The organism is Nostoc sp. (assembly GCF_036919675.1).
Taxonomy (GTDB): Bacteria; Cyanobacteriota; Cyanobacteriia; order Cyanobacteriales; family Nostocaceae; genus Nostoc.
The window spans coordinates 1-17,041 of sequence record NZ_JBALCP010000065.1 but is presented as its reverse complement, the minus strand read 5'-3'; the positions used below and the strand labels follow the sequence as shown (position 1 = coordinate 17,041).

At 39.9% G+C, this 17,041-nt stretch carries 16 protein-coding genes and 3 pseudogenes; 5 read left to right on the top strand and 14 right to left on the bottom strand.

From position 1 onward, the window contains the following. Positions 1 to 231: 231 nt before the first annotated feature. Together V7K49_RS14075 and V7K49_RS14070 are read right to left on the bottom strand one after the other, a co-directional pair. The gene (locus V7K49_RS14075) at positions 232 to 507 is read right to left on the bottom strand and encodes a TM2 domain-containing protein (RefSeq protein WP_273768245.1); all 276 of its coding nucleotides are present in this window, start codon (positions 505 to 507) and stop codon (positions 232 to 234) included. Between the two features lie 646 nt (positions 508 to 1,153). Next, positions 1,154 to 2,728, bottom strand: a complete 1,575-nt coding sequence (locus V7K49_RS14070) for a CPBP family intramembrane glutamic endopeptidase (protein WP_335206074.1) — start codon at positions 2,726 to 2,728, stop codon at positions 1,154 to 1,156. A 134-nt stretch (positions 2,729 to 2,862) separates the two neighbouring features. On the opposite strand from V7K49_RS14070, the pseudogene V7K49_RS14065 reads away from it, so the two are divergent. Next, positions 2,863 to 3,541 (top strand): annotated as a pseudogene (locus V7K49_RS14065) (Uma2 family endonuclease). Between the two features lie 223 nt (positions 3,542 to 3,764). On the opposite strand, the gene V7K49_RS14060 reads toward V7K49_RS14065, so the two are convergent. The 9 genes from V7K49_RS14060 to sufB all read right to left on the bottom strand — a co-directional run bounded on the left by V7K49_RS14060 (position 3,765) and on the right by sufB (position 11,984). Then, positions 3,765 to 4,367, bottom strand: a complete 603-nt coding sequence (locus V7K49_RS14060; protein ID WP_335206072.1) for a hypothetical protein — start codon at positions 4,365 to 4,367, stop codon at positions 3,765 to 3,767. 366 nt (positions 4,368 to 4,733) lie between these two features. Further along, complete coding sequence (locus V7K49_RS14055; protein ID WP_335206070.1) at positions 4,734 to 5,366, bottom strand: Uma2 family endonuclease; 633 nt, start codon at positions 5,364 to 5,366, stop codon at positions 4,734 to 4,736. Between the two features lie 62 nt (positions 5,367 to 5,428). Continuing rightward, complete coding sequence (locus V7K49_RS14050) at positions 5,429 to 6,061, bottom strand: Uma2 family endonuclease (protein ID WP_335206068.1); 633 nt, start codon at positions 6,059 to 6,061, stop codon at positions 5,429 to 5,431. Position 6,062: 1 nt separating this feature from the next. Continuing rightward, the gene (locus tag V7K49_RS14045) at positions 6,063 to 6,263 is read right to left on the bottom strand and encodes a hypothetical protein (RefSeq protein ID WP_335206066.1); all 201 of its coding nucleotides are present in this window, start codon (positions 6,261 to 6,263) and stop codon (positions 6,063 to 6,065) included. Positions 6,264 to 6,506: 243 nt separating this feature from the next. Then, the gene (locus V7K49_RS14040) at positions 6,507 to 6,671 is read right to left on the bottom strand and encodes a hypothetical protein (RefSeq protein ID WP_335206064.1); all 165 of its coding nucleotides are present in this window, start codon (positions 6,669 to 6,671) and stop codon (positions 6,507 to 6,509) included. A 103-nt stretch (positions 6,672 to 6,774) separates the two neighbouring features. After that, entirely contained in the window at positions 6,775 to 8,037 is a 1,263-nt protein-coding gene (locus tag V7K49_RS14035; protein WP_335206063.1) for a cysteine desulfurase, read from the bottom strand. Between the two features lie 176 nt (positions 8,038 to 8,213). Beyond that, entirely contained in the window at positions 8,214 to 9,623 is a 1,410-nt protein-coding gene (sufD, locus tag V7K49_RS14030) for a Fe-S cluster assembly protein SufD (RefSeq protein WP_335206061.1), read from the bottom strand. Beyond that, positions 9,623 to 10,414 carry a Fe-S cluster assembly ATPase SufC gene (gene sufC, locus V7K49_RS14025; protein WP_273768239.1) on the bottom strand — a complete coding sequence of 264 codons (792 nt, stop codon included), beginning with the start codon at positions 10,412 to 10,414 and terminating at the stop codon, positions 9,623 to 9,625. The genes sufD and sufC overlap by 1 nt, the downstream gene beginning before the upstream one ends. Positions 10,415 to 10,544: 130 nt before the next feature. After that, positions 10,545 to 11,984, bottom strand: a complete 1,440-nt coding sequence (gene sufB / locus V7K49_RS14020) for a Fe-S cluster assembly protein SufB (RefSeq protein ID WP_334724531.1) — start codon at positions 11,982 to 11,984, stop codon at positions 10,545 to 10,547. Positions 11,985 to 12,225: 241 nt separating this feature from the next. On the opposite strand from sufB, the gene sufR reads away from it, so the two are divergent. The 3 genes and pseudogenes from sufR to V7K49_RS14005 form a co-directional block, all read left to right on the top strand. Further along, positions 12,226 to 12,924, top strand: a complete 699-nt coding sequence (sufR, locus tag V7K49_RS14015) for an iron-sulfur cluster biosynthesis transcriptional regulator SufR (protein WP_335206059.1) — start codon at positions 12,226 to 12,228, stop codon at positions 12,922 to 12,924. A gap of 89 nt (positions 12,925 to 13,013) precedes the next feature. Beyond that, entirely contained in the window at positions 13,014 to 13,274 is a 261-nt protein-coding gene (locus V7K49_RS14010) for a hypothetical protein (protein ID WP_334724529.1), read from the top strand. A 101-nt stretch (positions 13,275 to 13,375) separates the two neighbouring features. Continuing rightward, positions 13,376 to 13,672 (top strand): annotated as a pseudogene (locus V7K49_RS14005) (YbhB/YbcL family Raf kinase inhibitor-like protein); the annotation flags it as partial. 70 nt (positions 13,673 to 13,742) lie between these two features. On the opposite strand, the gene V7K49_RS14000 reads toward V7K49_RS14005, so the two are convergent. Then, positions 13,743 to 14,375: a hypothetical protein gene (locus V7K49_RS14000; RefSeq protein WP_334871782.1), complete on the bottom strand. Its 633-nt coding sequence runs from the start codon at positions 14,373 to 14,375 to the stop codon at positions 13,743 to 13,745. Between the two features lie 375 nt (positions 14,376 to 14,750). Further along, positions 14,751 to 15,077: a YbjQ family protein gene (locus tag V7K49_RS13995; protein ID WP_109009512.1), complete on the bottom strand. Its 327-nt coding sequence runs from the start codon at positions 15,075 to 15,077 to the stop codon at positions 14,751 to 14,753. Positions 15,078 to 15,774: 697 nt separating this feature from the next. On the opposite strand from V7K49_RS13995, the gene V7K49_RS13990 reads away from it, so the two are divergent. Further along, positions 15,775 to 16,455: a tetratricopeptide repeat protein gene (locus V7K49_RS13990; RefSeq protein ID WP_334970899.1), complete on the top strand. Its 681-nt coding sequence runs from the start codon at positions 15,775 to 15,777 to the stop codon at positions 16,453 to 16,455. A gap of 2 nt (positions 16,456 to 16,457) precedes the next feature. On the opposite strand, the pseudogene V7K49_RS13985 reads toward V7K49_RS13990, so the two are convergent. Then, positions 16,458 to 16,667 (bottom strand): annotated as a pseudogene (locus V7K49_RS13985) (ABC transporter ATP-binding protein); the annotation flags it as partial. Between the last annotated feature and the right edge of the window lie 374 nt (positions 16,668 to 17,041).

Genomic DNA, 17,041 nt, shown 5'->3' with positions numbered 1-17,041 from the left:
TGCCACTTCTCAACCATAAATGACAACCATAATTTAAGTGTATTTATTGTTACTTATATTTCGGGATATCTCATAGTAATAAATTGTCAAATTTTAGCTAATCCAGAATATAAATAAGCACTTTAGTGTTACGGTAGACAGAATTGTAAATGTAAGAAATAACAATTTTTTTCAAATATTCACTCAAAATATATAACTTTACAGAGTAACCCAAGTGTGAAATATAAGTTTTTAGAACCAGCCCTGCTTATTCACAAAGTAGGTATTTACAAATTCTTCAGGAGACTTATTCAAATAGATCATGCCTTCAATTAAACCTACAAGTAACATAATTAAAAAGGCAACACCGTAGCTGAAAGAACCCCCGACTACTGAAATCACCAACATGATAAAGCCTTGTGGAGCGTATCCTAGAATAAATTTATGAACCCCAAATGCTCCAAGAATAATGCCACAGTAACCAGCTAGAAGTTGTTTGGTAGGGTGACTGGGGTTGATATTTGCCATATGAGTGCTACTCCTTGATAAGTCAGGTATAAAAATAAAGTCTTTATTGTAATGAAAGCAAGTAACTGTATTTGCTGAATAAATAAATTTTTAATTTTTTCAGTATAAGTAAGCCTCAAGACAAATAACCAAAATCAGCGTGCTTCTATTCCAGAGGAGACGCTAAAACGTCTTGCGGCATAGCCTGAAAATCTGGCGCTCCTTAATAACTTTTGGTGGATTTGATGATCACAAACCCTGGTGCGGCAGTTTTGCAGATTTTCAGGTAAAACATTGATCTTGAGAAGAATGAACCTCAAGAATCAGCAAAAACTGCTACACCACTTCTTACAAGTCCATCAGTATTATTTCCGGATTTTTTTCCGTAGGCGTAGCCCGTCGTAGACATCGCTTCCAGTGGGCGTGAAACACAATCGCACCAATAACTAGACCAGTTATTGGCTAAAAATCACCCGGATGAAAATAAATGCTTAACTAGATAATTTGTTGTCTATGTTAACAGCATTCTGTGATTTGCTTTTGCCATTATCTTAATTGGATTTTCAGCTAGTATTTATGCTTATAACCAATTATCACTAGTAAATTGTTCTTACCTATGGAGATAAAAGCAGATATTTTTGTTTTAAACAACAGTAACAAAATAGTATTAATTACTACCTAAAACAAATAAACTTAATAATGTACCACTATTCCAGAGGCTGTGGAGGAGCATAGGAGCGAAGAGGTTGCGCGATCGCGTGTAGACTACCCCCAACACAATTCCCAATGCGGTCAGTGGCAGAATTTCCGACAAGCTGAGGTGAGCGATCGCAAACAACAAACTACTGATCAGAATCGATCCCCACACGGGTAAGTAACGAGTTAGAGAGGGTAACAAAAAGCCGCGAAATAGGATTTCTTCAAAAAATGGAGCTGCGATCGCTGCTGTGAAAAAAAATATACCAAGTGCTACACCATCTCGGCTTTCCAACGCTAGTTGCAGCAGGGGATTACTACCACCCTGTCCTTGCCATAGCTGTTGATTGATCAAAGATACGACCACAACTATAGGTAAAGCCGCGCAATAGCCTCCCAGTCCCCACAAAAACCAGTTATCTTGAAAACGGAAGCGAAACCAAAATTCTGGTAGTGGAAAAAAGCGCTTGAGAGAGAAATACAGCACTAACAGCGCACCTGATGCTACCAGTAAGTAACTAATTAAAACAGAAAAAGCCTGAAGTCGCACATCAGTGATGGGACGCGGGATAGGGAGCAGCGATAGCACTAAAGGTACAAAAATTTGCCCCATGAAGAAAAAGCCGATGACAAAAACCTGCAAAACCGTTTCACCATCCCAAGGTGTTGACCAAAGGACATCAGCATTTTGAGCTAGTAACGAGGCTTTTCCTTTCAACAAGCGTTGAGCAAATAATAAAATCAGCAGTATTAGACCAATTAAAGCTGCCAAGGTGGGAATAGTGCCAATAACCGCTAATTTCACCACTGCTTGAGCCGCAGATTCTTGTTGTGCAGCTTTAACTGCTGATAAAGCGTCTTGTCGTTGCTGGAGTTGGTATAGCTGAACCAAAGCAGTAGAGCGAAACCAACCTTCTAAATTCTTTTGAATTGGTTGTTGAGCATTTGGGAGGAGACGGGAAGGATTGCTCCACAGTCCACTCAATACAGCGGCGGTTTCCCCAAATTCTGGATTGATATTTGAGCGTTGTTCTAATTTGCTCCAAGTTTTGAGGGCTTTATCCGTCTGTCCTTGCTGTGCTTGTAAAATTCCCAGGCGCAGGTCTAATTCAGCCAGTAATTTTTGTAATTGCTTGAGGGACTGCTGTAACTGTTGCTGTCCCTGTTTAGAGGTTTGAGTAGTGGGAGGAACGTCAGGTAGAGGTTTCGGAGGTATGGGAGTTATTTCAGGTTGAGAGCGTAATTGTGCAAGTTTGTTATTAACTTTGTCCAAATTAGCTTGAACTGATTGACGCGCCTCCTCATACTGGTTTGTGGCGCTTTCCAGGGGTTGCTCACCAAGTATCGCTTCCCGAATCGCCTGGAGATTGTCATCGTTACTATCTTCTGATTGCCAAGCTTGGGCTTGGAGAGCAATATTGGTTTGGTACAGTTCCAGGCGACTTTGGAACTGAGGTTCTTGCCAACTACCGAATAAAGCCGAAACTGCCAACAGAACTGCTATCGGCGTCAGCACAAAAATTAAAACCAATCGCTTGAGTGTCATCTATCCCCCTTTAACTTACCAGTGGAGAGCGCGTCCCCCTTGGGAATTATCGCAAGAAAAAGTCAGAGGTGGATAGATATCATCAATATTATAAGTTTGCGATATCTACGACGGGCTACACCTACGCACTCACCATGTTAAATTACAACCCATTGCACTGCTTACCCTCCGCCGAGGATCTGCCCGACTCGGACTATATACCTGTGGACAATGAATTACAAGATTTAATTCCCGGTTTACTCAAAGCCATCCTTGCTTGGTTATGGACAAGCCGTATGGATTGGTTTTTTGGAGTTGATATGGGGATATATTACGATCCTGAACTACCGCCGATTGTGCCCGATGGGTTTTTAAGTTTAGGAGTCGAGCGAGTTTTTGATGAGAACTTGCGTTTAAGTTATGTTTTGTGGTAAGAAAAGGTGATGCCAAATTATGGCATTAGAAATTGTTTTTCACAGACGACGTGGGGAATACACCAGCAAAAAGAAACTTTATGCTGAGATGGAGATTTTATATTATATTGTCTACAATCCCCAACGCCGGAGAAAACCCCCTTTAGAAGTTTATCACTTTGTCAATGGGGAATATGTATTACAGCCAGGAAATATAATTTGGTTATCAGAGATAGGTTTAGCAATTGGTTATGAACGGGGAACCTATCAGGGAATCACGCGGGATTGGTTGTATTGGTATGACAAAGAAGGAATCAGATATCTAACACCAGAAGAACGGGCTATTGCTGCCGAACAACGCGCCGACAGATTGGCACAAGAATTGCGAAGGTTGGGGATAGATCCAGATTCTTTGAGTTGATTATGTGGGGAGCGATCATTTTGATCACGCCATTACTAATAACTTATTTTGTTCTCAATATATCTAAACAAACTACTGCAATTAATCAACTGAACTACCTACTTGAGCGCACAGCAATATCATTTTGAATTGCTTGTTCATCATAAATTGTTGGGTTACCAACTCTTAATTTTCCAAAATGCCATCTACCAACATTTAAAACAAATTTTTTTGCATTAATATCTTATGGATGAATTTCTAAAATTTCTAGTGTTTTGTTATAAGCTATTTGATGAATGTTATTTCTCGGAACTAAAATTTTATCTATGCCTGTAATGAATATTGAATGAGCTGAAGGGTCAGTTGGATTTTTTTCTAGATAACTAATAAGTATTTCAAAAATAAAGTCTGGCAAGAACTTAGATACAACTATACTTTTAAATAAAATTTCATATAATACATGATTATTTTTTAATTTTACTATCTGTTCAATTAGATATGTAAAAGCAGGAAAACTTATCTGGGTAGATATATCTAATATTTTAATAAATCTTTCATATCCAAATGTATCGGTAGGATACTTGCATGAATGTTGAACCAGTAAATTAAAAACAAACTCACCAGGGGAGTAAATGGGTGTACTATTTTTTTTCACCTGTTGATCTATTAATTTGATTTTATCAAAATAATCTTTATGTTTGGATTTTTCATTAGGGTTTTTATATAAAAATTCAAGGATAGGAAGTAATTCTTGATTTTTAATTTTTTTATTCTTAAGAATACTATCTATTATTCCTACAGTAATAATGACTAATACTGCCACAAAGCCGATTCCAAATAAATTCATAAAAATAATCCTTGAGCAATCCTCAAAACTTGGGATATGAGCTTGGTTTCACCTAGCTGTATTAAAAGTAAAATAATTACTATAGTTTAATTACCATCTAAATGTAATTAGAATATTTACTTAATTTGCTTCTTCAGTACATGCTATAGCAATCCTATTTTATTTGTGAGAATTGCAAGCCACAGCTCTCCGACTTCTCAAAGAAGTCGGGGATCTAACTTTTCACGAATGGACTGCTATAGTCTTATTTTTAGATTCTAAATGACTTATCTGATTCCCAAGAAAGTAAAGTATCAAGTTTGGCTGATTCAGTTGTGGACAAGATACACTAAATTATTTCTAAAAAATGTTGCATTGCCGACCCTATTATCCTATCTTTCCCCTCACCCAAGTCCGAAATGATTTCAGCAAAGCAATTTCACCCATACTTTTACTCTGCTCAATAAATCTGCTTATCTCATTCACTGAAACTATAGGAAAGGCAATACTAAACTTACACTCGACATATTGCCCCTCTACCAACTGATAAAATTTTAAATTTTGCCCATCATATCTCCAAAGTTCAGTTACACCCAACACTGAATAAATCCCCAATTTGTTAACTGAACTGCTGGTAATGTCAATCTCAATTGCTAAGTCAGGCGGCGGATCTGTTTCTAAATTTAGCTTTCCCTTACCTCTAATAGCGGATTCGTTCTGGATATAATAACAAGTATCTGGTTCTATTCCCTGCTTTGCAATTCTTCGTTTCAATGTTGTTGAACCAGCACTTATAATTTCAATTCCTAATTCTTCAGCCAAGACTAGAATAAATCGGTCAAACTGAATTTTAGGATTTTCGTGTTCAAAAAGTGGGGTCATAATTTCTAAAACACCGCAGTCATAAGCAAACCGAGAACCTCTATCTTCACCTGTATCTCTCAGCAAGGCTTCAAAGGTTTCCCAGCTAACGTTATGTAGCACTATTCTTTGTTCAGCAGGCGTTGACTTGACAAGCATATTAAAATACTTCTTCCGTTACAATAGTAGATAAAATCCCTAATTTATCAATGAGGTACACTTTACCCTATCTTCCCTTGCACCCAAGCGCGGAAGGATTGCACCAAATCAATTTCATCCATAATTTTACTTTGCTGGATAAATCTATTCATATCAGTAACAGAGATTAAAGAAAAAGCTATACTCAAGTTAATCTCAATATACTCGCTTTCTACTAGTTGATAAAATTTTAAAACTTTACCGTCATATCTCCATAATTCTGCTACACCTAAAGCAGCATAAATATTAAACTTATTAACAGAACTGCTAGTAATATCAATTTCAACTGCTAAATCTGGTGCTGGGTCTATTCTTAAATCTAATTCTTGTTTACCTCTAATTGCTGGCTCATTTTGAATATAATAGCAAGTATCAGGTTCTATTCCCTTTGTTATTGGTTGACGTTTTAATGTTGTAGAACCAGCACTTCTAATTTTAATTTTTAATTCTACTGCTAAAACGAATATCAATCGGTCAAACTGAATTTTGGGGTTTTCATGTTCAAAAAGTGGGGTCATAATTTCTAAAACACCGCAGTCATAAGCAAAGCGAGAACCTCTATCCTCACCTGTATCTCTCAGCAAGGCTTCAAAGGTTTCCCAGCTAACGTTATAAAGGACTGTTCTCTGTTCCGCAAGAGTTGACTTGATAAGCATATTACAATACTTTTTCCGTCAGGATGTTAGATAAAATCCCGATAATTTTACCTATGTCATTAATATAATACTCACTCAAGTCAATTTCAACTACTTGCCCAATGAGCTTCAAAAACTTCCAGTTAGTTCCCGTGGTGACAGTACCATAAATTGTCTGAATGTTATTGCCCTCACGTTCATTAAACAATTTAGTTTCTAACATCTCTGCGACACACTGACATAATTCTGCATTAATATTTTATTTTTTAGCTTTTACAATTGTCACCACTGGTGCGTTAAGAATTAGTAATTATGGTGAACGGCTAATAATAAAATCGCAATTTCCATTTAGTCCTTGTGCTGAATCAACAGTAAAATCAATACCAGAAAATAAATTTATTTGATTATTTAAATATTTCCTTACAGTAATTAAAATAGGCGCAATAATCATCTCTAAACGGGATTTTTAAGTATTACTAGCAAGAGCTAAAGGTACATTTTCCAGCAATACTTCTGCAAGTAATGGTGGACACTCTACTTCATGTACAGATGCAAATATATAAATTTTATCAGAAATAGTTAAACCAAAGGTTTTCCTAACTCTGTCTAAAGTAAAGTCACTGGATGACACTTTAGTTGCTCCTGTAAAGAATTAAGATAATTAAATTGTGCCAACTATTAGCAAGATATGTTGCTGATATTTGGCACAATCAGTGTCTGAATATTTTGTAACTTTAAGCAAGGAAACCTGCAAAAAAGTCCAGAGTTTCCTTCAGTGCTTTGATGAAAATATCAATTTCCTCGCGGGTATTGTAGAAAGATAGACTTGCTCGTGCGGTTGCAGCAAGACCTAAATAACGGTGTAATGGTTGAGTGCAGTGGTGTCCAGAACGAATGGCAACGCCTTCTTGATCTAATAATGTAGATAAGTCGTTAGCGTGGACTTCCCCGGCAGTGAATGACGCAAGTGCAGCCCTACCTTCACCTTTAGCATTTGGTTTAGGGCCATAAATTCTAATTTGGGGAAATTGCTCTAATTGTTGGAACAAATAAGCTGTTAATTCTGCTTCGTAGGCGTGGATTTTATCCATGCCGATACTGCTAAGATAATCTATCGCAGCCCCAAGTGCGATCGCTTCCCCAATTGCAGGTGTACCGGCTTCAAATTTATGCGGTAATTCTGCATAGGTGGAATGGTCTAAATATACCTCTGCAATCATCTCACCACCACCAAAAAATGGTGGCATTGATTCTAGCAATTCCAATTTCCCATACAGAAATCCTATCCCAGTTGGGGCGCACATTTTATGACCGGATGCTACCAACCAATCACAATCTATCTGCTGCACATCAACGGGGAAGTGGGGGACACTTTGGCAAGCATCAACTAAGAATTTAGCACCAGATTTGTGAGCGATCGCACCAATTTCTTCTACTGGGTTAATACAACCCAAAGCATTGGAAATATGCACCACCGACACCAATTTGGTTTTCTCGGAAATCAGCTTTTTAAACTGTTCCAAATCAAACGTTTCTTCTGGTGTCAGTTCCACAAATTTCAGGACTGCACCCGTTTTTTGCGCCACCAATTGCCAAGGCACAATATTACTGTGGTGTTCCATCACCGAGAGAATAATCTCATCTCCCGGCTGCAAATTGTTCATTCCCCAGCTGTAGGCTACTAGGTTAATCGCCTCACTTGCATTGCGGGTATAAACGATTTCCTGACGTGATGCAGCATTAATGAATTTAGCAACTTTGTCTCGCGCCCCTTCATAAGCATCGGTAGCTTTAGCACTCAGGGAATGGGCACCTCGATGCACGTTAGCATTATATTGCTCGTAATAATCCCGCAGGGTATTTAATACAAACAAAGGCTTTTGCGATGTCGCAGCATTATCGAGATAAACTAAAGGTTTCTGGTTAACTTCCTGATGCAAAATCGGGAAGTCAGCACGAACTTGATCAGCAAGGGTTTTGGTAGGAGTGAAAGTCATTGGTAGATTAATCAAACAATTTGGGATTTGGGACTTCGGCTTACTTCGACTTACTTCGACTTACTTCGACTTCGCTCAGTACAAGTCGCTCAGTCGAACAATTTTAGATTTTAGATTAACTCCACAGAATTTTGGATTTTGAATCTTCAATCCAAAATTTAAAATCTAAAATTTTCTCAAGAGTCAGGCGATATGGACTTAAGATTATTAACTATGTTTAAAAGGGTTTCTCGCAGAGAGGGAATCGGTATTTTATTGATGACTTCAGCAGCGAAGGCGTTAACTAACAACTTCCGAGCATCGTTTTCATCAATTCCCCGACTTTGCAGATAGAATATTTCGTCATCTTCTAATTGGCTAACGGTAGCACCGTGAGCGCATTTGACATTATCGGCAGTAATTTCCAATTGGGGTTTGGTATCAACCCTGGCTTTCGATGATAGCAGCAAATTGCGATTCAACTGGGCTGCATTTGTCAACTGTGCTGGTTTGGGTACAAAAACTTTACCATTGAATACCGCATGAGCGCGATCGCCTACAATACATTTATGCAATTGATCGGTTGTACCGTGAGGATAATTTAGTGCGATCGCACTATGAGTATCAGACAACTGCTTACCAGAAATCATCGTCAACCCATTGAGAGTAGTTTCTGTCTGCTCACCAGTTTGCAAAATTTCTAAATTGTGCCGCGACAACTTCGCACCTAAATTTATGGCATGACAAGTATATCGACTATCACGAGCTTGTGAGACAGATGTTTTACCAATATGAAAAGCCTCTGCACTATCACGTTGGATTCGAGTATGGTTAACCTGGGCATTCTCCTCAACCCAGATTTCTGTAACTGCGTTAGTAAAGTGAACTACTTCCCCAAGTTCTATTTGATCTGGATCTTCTATGTTTGTTGGTTGATACAGATAATCTTCAATGAGCGTAACACTACTACCAGATTCAGCCACTACTAAAGAACGAGGTTGTGATAGTATCGGTGAATTACCAGGAATAGACAGAAATAGTAGATGAATTGGCGTTTCTACTACAACATTTTTTCCCACCCATACCACAGATGCATTTGTGAAAGCAGCCGTATTCAACGCAGTGAAAACTTCTTGCGTACCCTCTTCTTCGACTGAATAATAATTCTGTAGGCGAGAGCGATATTCTAAAGGAAATCCAGCTAAATCTTCCACCCATATACCTTCTGGCAAATCTGCAACAGATGACAGATCCGGCGAAAAAACTCCGTTGACAAATACCAACCTACTATCAACAGCTTCTGGTAAAGTCAGTTGTGTGATATCAAATTTTATAGACCAAAACCCTCGTGTCTCTACATTGAATTTTACTTGCCGTAGAGACGACAGATCAGTAAATCGCCATTCTTCCTCACGGGTAGTGGGGATAGTTGAGTGACGGACGAAATTAGCAGCGCGATCGCACACTTGTTGTAACCAAGCAAATGTTTCCGGCTGAGGAACTTCCTCGAAAATCAATCCCTGAAATTGATTTAACAACTCACTCAGGTAAGGATCTGCATTTACCAAGGTGTTGGAAGCCTGATTTTGAGATACTTGAATACTCATTACACACCCACCTCAGCAGCTGCAAATTCTGCTAGCACCCAATCATAACCGCCAGACTCCAATTTTAATGCCAGTTCCTTACCACCACTGGTGATAATCTGCCCTTGTGCCATCACATGCACAAAATCAGGCACAATATAATCGAGTAATCGCTGATAGTGGGTAATCAAAATTGTGGCATTTTCTGGACTTGCCAGTTGATTTACCCCATTGGCCACAATTCTGAGCGCGTCAATATCCAAACCCGAATCAGTCTCATCCAAAATTCCCAACTTTGGTTCCAGTAGCGCCATTTGCAGAATTTCATTCCGCTTCTTCTCGCCACCAGAAAACCCTTCATTCAAACTCCGACTGAGAAAACTGGGATTCATTTTCACCACATCCAGCTTTTCCTCAATCAAATCGTCAAAATCAAAAGCGTCTATTTCCTCTAAACCTTGCGCCTTGCGACGAGAATTGTACGCCACCCGCAAGAAATCCAAATTGCTCACACCCGGAATTTCTAACGGATACTGAAACGCTAAAAACACACCACTTCTGGCCCGTTCTTCCGGTTCCAATTCCAGGAGATTTTGCCCCTGAAAAATTACCTCACCGCCAGTCACCTCATAGGCTGGATGCCCAGCCAACACCTTAGAAAAGGTACTCTTCCCAGAACCATTCGGCCCCATAATCGCATGAATTTCACCCGATCGCACCTCAAGATTCACACCTTTCAAAATCGGTGTCCCATCAACATTAGCCGTCAGATCCCTTACTGACAGCACAATTTCACTATTTTCAATAATCATGTTGTCTCTCTTCTTTTTTGGTTCGTAGTCGGCGCTTTAGCGCTATATAAAATCGTTAAAGCGCCGACTACAAGCGTTAATCTTTTCAGTTCGTAGCGATTTTCCAGCACTAAAGTGCTGACTAGAAACCCTATCCAACACTGCCTTCTAACTTCAAACTCAACAACTTATCAGCTTCCACAGCAAACTCCATCGGTAGCTGATTAAAAACATCCTTACAGAAGCCGCTAATCATCATCGAAATTGCATCTTCTGAGGAAATACCCCGTTGAGCGAAGTAGAATAACTGATCTTCCCCAATCTTGGAAGTAGAAGCTTCATGCTCCACCTTCGCAGCGTTATTTTGCACCTGAATGTAGGGGAAAGTGTTCGCATGGGCATTATCCCCAATCAGCATCGAGTCGCACTGGGAATAATTTCTCGCTCCAATCGCCGTCGGGTTGACTTTCACCAAACCCCGGTAGCTATTGCTGGATTTACCTGCAGAGATTCCTTTAGAAATAATTGTACTGCGAGTATTCTTACCTACGTGAATCATCTTACTGCCAGTATCGGCTTGCTGCATATGATTTGTCAGCGCCACCGAGTAGAATTCACCTACAGAGTTATCACCCACCAACACACAGCTGGGATATTTCCAAGTAATTGCCGAACCTGTTTCTACTTGAGTCCAGGAAATCTTGGAATTTACGCCCTGACACAAACCGCGTTTGGTGACAAAGTTGTAAATACCGCCTTTACCGTTAGCATCCCCAGCGTACCAGTTTTGCACGGTGGAGTATTTAATTTCGGCGTTGTCGAGGGCGACGAGTTCCACAACGGCGGCGTGCAGCTGGTTGCTGTCATACATCGGTGCGGTGCAACCTTCGAGGTAAGAAACATAACTACCTTCTTCGGCGACAATCAAAGTCCGCTCAAATTGTCCCGTATCACCAGAGTTGATGCGGAAGTAGGTAGACAGTTCCATTGGGCATTTAACGCCTTTAGGAATGTAGACAAAGGAACCATCGCTAAATACGGCGGCGTTCAAGGCGGCAAAGTAGTTGTCAGCGATAGGAACAACGCTACCCAGATATTTTTTGATCAGTTCTGGGTGTTCTTGCAACGCTTCCGAAAACGAGCAGAAAATAACACCGTCTTCCGCTAGCTTTTCTTTAAATGTAGTGGCGACAGAAACGCTATCGAAAATTGCATCGACGGCGACATTTGCCAGTCGTTTCTGTTCAGATAGGGAAATGCCTAACTTCTCGAAGGTTTCTAAAAGAGTTGGATCAACTTCATCCAAACTGTTTAGTTTTTCTTTCTTGCGTTTCGGCGCTGAGTAGTAAATGATATCCTGATAATTAATTGGCGGATACTTGACATTTGGCCAAGTTGGTTCCGTCATTTTTTGCCACTGGCGATAAGCCCGGAGGCGAAAGTCCAGCATGAACTGCGGCTCGTTCTTCTTAGAGGAGATCAAGCGAACAACGTCCTCGTCTAGTCCACGCGGAATAGTGTCGGCTTCAATATCAGTGACAAAGCCGTACTTGTAGGGTTGGTTGACTAAGGTTTTGACAGTGGCACTCATCAGTAATAATCTCTCGTGTTCAGAACTCTTTTAAGATGGGAGACAGACTTTATCTTTAGTCGATTCCCATATCAGGTTACGGAATGGTTACACGGCTGCTAGAATAGTTGTGGACGACTAAAACAACAGCTATGTTGTTTAATGTATCTTCATTTTACGCTAAATTAACAACAACAATGTTGTCAAAGTCAAATTTTCCAAGAAATTTTTGGGACGTTAGCTGAACGTCTCGCACCAGAAGATGGCGACTACCCACCAGTCCTCAACCAAGCAAGATATCCTAGAGTATCTGCACAAACACGAAAAAGCAACGGCTTTGGAGCTAGCTGAAGTTTTAGACGTTACCCCTCAAGCGGTTCGTCGGCATCTCAAAGATTTGGAGACGGACGAGCTAGTTTTGTATTCGACGACAGTGCAGGCGGCAGGGATGGGGCGTCCGCAGCACGTTTATCAACTGAGTCATCAAGGACGCGATCGCTTGCACCGAACAATGAGCGATCGCTTTGGTGATGGCCACGGTCATTTTGCGGTTTCGCTGCTAGACACCTTAGCCGAAACGATGGGACACGACCAATTCAAATCGATTTTACAGAAACAGTGGGAGCGCAAAGCATTAGAATACCGCGATCGCGTCGGTAGCGGTTCACTACGAGAACGTGTAGCTAACTTAGTAGAGTTCAGAAAAGCAGAAGGCTTCATGGCGGAGTATCACCCTGTTGATGTGAATGACTGCTTTGAGAGCGATCGCTTTATCTTAATGGAGCATAACTGCGCTATTTCCAACGTTGCCGAGTCTTTCCCCAGCATCTGTGGTCACGAATTAGAAATGTTTGCTGCCGTCTTACCTGATTGTACCGTAGAACGCACCCACTGGATTATCAACGGCGAACATCGTTGTGGCTATTTGGTACAAGCTCGCCAGCTAAATTCTGATAAATAAACTCGCTTTTACATCTAGCTTCGGTAATGGATAATAGCTAAATAGCAACTACCCATTATCAATAATCAACTTAGTTTGAGATAGCGTTTATGGACGTATTACCACAGCAACCATCAGCACAATTTTTAACCCTGGAAGAGTCAGCAAAAGTAGACGCAGCTTTGTTGTCTTCCCCAGAAAAGTTTTTAACAAGATTGACAATTTCATCACTTAAGCTTTTGAAGTATATCGCTCAAGAGTACGGCGTTGCTATTGAAGATTTGACAGCACAGCAACTAATTTCCTGGTTTGAAAAAGATGGCAAAATTCGACGTGAGCAGGGAATTGAAGCTTCATACCTGAAATGGTGAACTGTAGTAGTGAAGTTTTCGTTTCATTGACTTTGAAAAAATAGCCAAGCAAAATATCCCGCTTCTAAGAAACATTTCTGTTGCTTAGAAGCAGGATATTATTTATTCATTGGGTTGTTTACGATATTCCAGCTACAGTTCGCCAATTACCAGAACATATAGCAGCTGTAAAAACTCTACCCAATGGCGAAGTACAGGGCAAAAACGATTTTGGCAAGTTTGGTTACGGTGGTCCGTGTCCTCCCAGTGGCATCCATCGCTACTTTTTTAAACTTTATGCCATAGATAAAAAGTTAGGTTTGGCAGCAGGTGCTAACAAAAGCCAAATTTTAGCAGCAATTGATAGTCATGTTTTAGCAACGGCAGAATTAATTGGACGCTACAAACGCCAGCCTTAAATAATAAACAAAAAGCACCTTGAAAAAGGTGCTTTTAAAGTTGATAACATTTTGTTTGTCAAACAATTCTTTAAGGATTGTAATTGTTAGCCCGAGGACTACGCGATCCAGTTACGGCTCCAATCATTGAGGCTATTAAACCCAACAAAGAACCAAACACAAACCACCACAATCCCGAACGTAAATTACCTGCCGCTTCACGAGCTTGTTGGGCACTTATGTTTGTTTGTGGTACATTAACACCACCTTGCTGTTGTACCTGGTTTATGACTGCCCCAGCGTTGGAAGCAGCAACACCAAAAGCACCAGATACTCCACTTGCTAACAGCCACGAGCTAACTGCCAAAGTTGTTGCCCAAAGAATTGCGCCGTTAAGAAGAGCTGTATTGCGGTTCATCGGTCCACAAGCACGGGCTGTAACCCAACCACCAGTAAATAAGGAAATTAGTAAAGCAATGGTTGACCCAAGCCCCGCATTACCCGCAGCGTTAGGGGCAAGTGATCTGGGTGCACCTGAACCTTCAACTGTGCCTGCCGCAACTGCACCAATTATAGCGAGTAAAATTAATTGGGTAGCTAAGGAAACCAACAATCCAGAAATAATCGGCCCCCAGCGAACAAGATCATGATATTCACTTACTCGACCTGCTACCACAGATCCAGTAGGAATAGTGTCATCACCTGTCCGATTTACGTATGACATAGCTTATGTTCTCCAGTGCTGTTTCAGCAAAGTTGCTGCTCAGGTATATTCATGTTTATGCTTAAGATTAAATAGCTAAATCATCTGTTTTTATATCTATCAATAGAAATATTTAATAAATCTATCTTTAGTGATAAAAAACAGACTGACCTCCTTAACAAATTTTAATAAAATTTCGGATTTATTTTTTATATATTAATTAATCGTTTTTTAAAGATTCCCCATATAAAATAAATAAAAAATTTTAATTTACAATACAGTTATTAGCTGCTATCGTAACCCAGCTTTTATTTTGTAGGCAATTTAACTTCATACAAAAGTTTGTAAACCTGATTAAAAGATACGAAAAAAAATAATTAGACAACCAATAAAATATTAACGCATCTTGACTGCGGTGCCTGTGGCAGTAATCAGCAATAGGACTCCTGACTGGTCAATATTGATTGTGCCAGTATCAATTTCAATCCCAATCACAGCATTTGCTCCTAAACGTTGTGCTCGTTGTTCTAATTCTTCTAGTGCCTTGCGTTGACCCTGCTCAAATAAACGCTCATAGCTACCAGTGCGTCCACCAATAATATCTCGAATACCAGCCAAAAAATCCCGCAAGAAATTGCTGCCGTAAACTACTTCTGCTGTCACAATGCCTAAATATGACTCAATAACGGCTCCTTGAATCACATCAGTGGTAGTTATAATCATAAATTAGCCTCCCAGATAGCATATAGGTTAATATTTATTATTAAAATCCTCTAATCAGTGTAAATTTATTTACACATTCATAATTAGCCTGCGTTGAGATAGGTTTGATAAACATACTCTCACACAATTTTAGACTGCGATCGCTTTCAGCAGGTACGAAGTGCCATTGCAACTGCGCTTTCACTTGTAGTATTGTCCTAAAAATGAATCAAGATTTAAAGGAGCGTTTTGCTTTTTGAATTTATCTTATCGTGTAATGACCAAAAAAGGATGTAGACAATTGATGGAGAACGACTGTTCGCAAGCAAGGTGTGCGGCTTCGCTAAAGGTAGTATAAAGAAGGAAAAATTGGATATACAGTTAGCAAGTTGTTAAGTTAAATACTCAATAGGAATTAATATTCAATAATTTATCGGATTGGCGTATCACCTATTGGCTTTTGAGAATTTACACGTATAACTACTGATAAGAAAGAGTGTAATTTTGATGTTGTCCTGAATTTATATGTAAAGTAACATCATTTCAGCATTTATACTTCGCATTTCATCTTTCAGTAAAAACTCTGTGATATAGCACTGATTATAGTGAATGAACTATGAATATCTTAATTCATACGAATAAATACAGTTTTCAAAAGTCCATATTTTTGTTTTAATGTACAAGAAAAAAAGTCCTCTAAAATTTCAGGAATTTTACTGTGTACAAGCCAACATCATTTGTGTTTAGTGTGGTGTTACTAGGATGTTTTGCCTTCAGCATACCTTCAGTGGCTCAGGCTCAGGTATTAGTGGCGCAAGGCAAAAACCCCCAATTAAAGCAACTACTAGAAGACGGACGGAGGTTAGTGGATACCGGCGATTATGGTGGTGCGATCGCTGTTTATCAGCAAGCAGCTAGCCTAGATCCCAAGAATGCTAAAATTCATTCAGGTATTGGCTACTTGTACGCTCAACAGGGAAATTACCAGGCGGCATTAACAGCTTATCGTCGGGCGATCGCCATCAACCCTAACAATAGTGATTTTTACTACGCTGTGGGTTACATCAAAGCGAATTTGGGCGATACGCCTGGGGCAAAGGAAGGCTATCGTCGGGCCATACAGCTGAACCGTAACAATGTTAACGCCTATTTAGGATTGGCTGTGACGCAATCTCGTATGGGAGACTATGGTGCAGCTACCTGGGCATACGAGCAAGCAATCGGCTTGGATAAAAACAATGCCCAGACTTATGAGTTGATGGGTTCAATGTATAAACAGCGACGACAAACCAAACAAGCGAACAGCTTGCTTCAGAAAGCCCGTGACTTGTACAAGCGACGCAATGACTCAGATGGCGTCAACAGGGTAGAAGCCATGCTGCGACAGTTAGGAGGATGAAGTTAATCTAACTGGCGTCCCGTTAATTCCACAAAGATATCTTCCAGGTTAGAGGGACGCACCATCATTCCGGTTTTATCGGGCTATTCATTCAAGTAGACATTTGCTGCTTTCAGGGATGGGAAAAACAAATATTCCCAGCGACGAGCGTCATGACTTTTCACTTCAGACACACCCAATTCCTTGATCACCAAACCTTCACTGTGAATTGATTAATCAGTAGTTGTCGCTGCGGGTTGCTAATATGATGTAGCCTCCCGTGCAGTTGCATTTTTTCAACTCAGATGATGTCGTTGTCAGTCTAATCCCTGATGAAATTAAGATTTTGCAGTGCGGATACTCAGGTATTTAGTTTTTAAGTTTTTAAGTAGACAAGTTTTCAGCTAAATTCAATAATTTGATATTAACTGATACCGATTACCTGTGAGGTTGATCCAAAACTTGGGGCTTAAGCCCCAAGTCTGACCAAGGTTGATTTTATGCAGTTTTACATAAGAACTCTTGCAAAAGTTTTTTATGATATAATAAAAAGTTTGCTTTCTTTGTGATTAGGACTTGAATTAGCAGTGAAATTTTGGAGAGCCAA

Bases quoted from the DNA above. Each gene is read 5' to 3' on its own strand.
- V7K49_RS14055 (WP_335206070.1), bottom strand. From the start codon at position 5,366: ATGCTTGTCAAGTCAACGCCTGCTGAACAAAGAATAGTGCTACATAAC.
- sufR (WP_335206059.1), top strand. From the start codon at position 12,226: ATGGCGACTACCCACCAGTCCTCAACCAAGCAAGATATCCTAGAGTAT.
- sufC (WP_273768239.1), bottom strand. From the start codon at position 10,414: ATGATTATTGAAAATAGTGAAATTGTGCTGTCAGTAAGGGATCTGACG.
- sufB (WP_334724531.1), bottom strand. From the start codon at position 11,984: ATGAGTGCCACTGTCAAAACCTTAGTCAACCAACCCTACAAGTACGGC.
- V7K49_RS14075 (WP_273768245.1), bottom strand. From the start codon at position 507: ATGGCAAATATCAACCCCAGTCACCCTACCAAACAACTTCTAGCTGGT.
- V7K49_RS14000 (WP_334871782.1), bottom strand. From the start codon at position 14,375: ATGTCATACGTAAATCGGACAGGTGATGACACTATTCCTACTGGATCT.
- sufD (WP_335206061.1), bottom strand. From the start codon at position 9,623: ATGAGTATTCAAGTATCTCAAAATCAGGCTTCCAACACCTTGGTAAAT.
- V7K49_RS13995 (WP_109009512.1), bottom strand. From the start codon at position 15,077: ATGATTATAACTACCACTGATGTGATTCAAGGAGCCGTTATTGAGTCA.
- V7K49_RS14010 (WP_334724529.1), top strand. From the start codon at position 13,014: ATGGACGTATTACCACAGCAACCATCAGCACAATTTTTAACCCTGGAA.
- V7K49_RS14035 (WP_335206063.1), bottom strand. From the start codon at position 8,037: ATGACTTTCACTCCTACCAAAACCCTTGCTGATCAAGTTCGTGCTGAC.
- V7K49_RS14045 (WP_335206066.1), bottom strand. From the start codon at position 6,263: ATGTTAGAAACTAAATTGTTTAATGAACGTGAGGGCAATAACATTCAG.
- V7K49_RS14050 (WP_335206068.1), bottom strand. From the start codon at position 6,061: ATGCTTATCAAGTCAACTCTTGCGGAACAGAGAACAGTCCTTTATAAC.
- V7K49_RS14060 (WP_335206072.1), bottom strand. From the start codon at position 4,367: ATGAATTTATTTGGAATCGGCTTTGTGGCAGTATTAGTCATTATTACT.
- V7K49_RS14070 (WP_335206074.1), bottom strand. From the start codon at position 2,728: ATGACACTCAAGCGATTGGTTTTAATTTTTGTGCTGACGCCGATAGCA.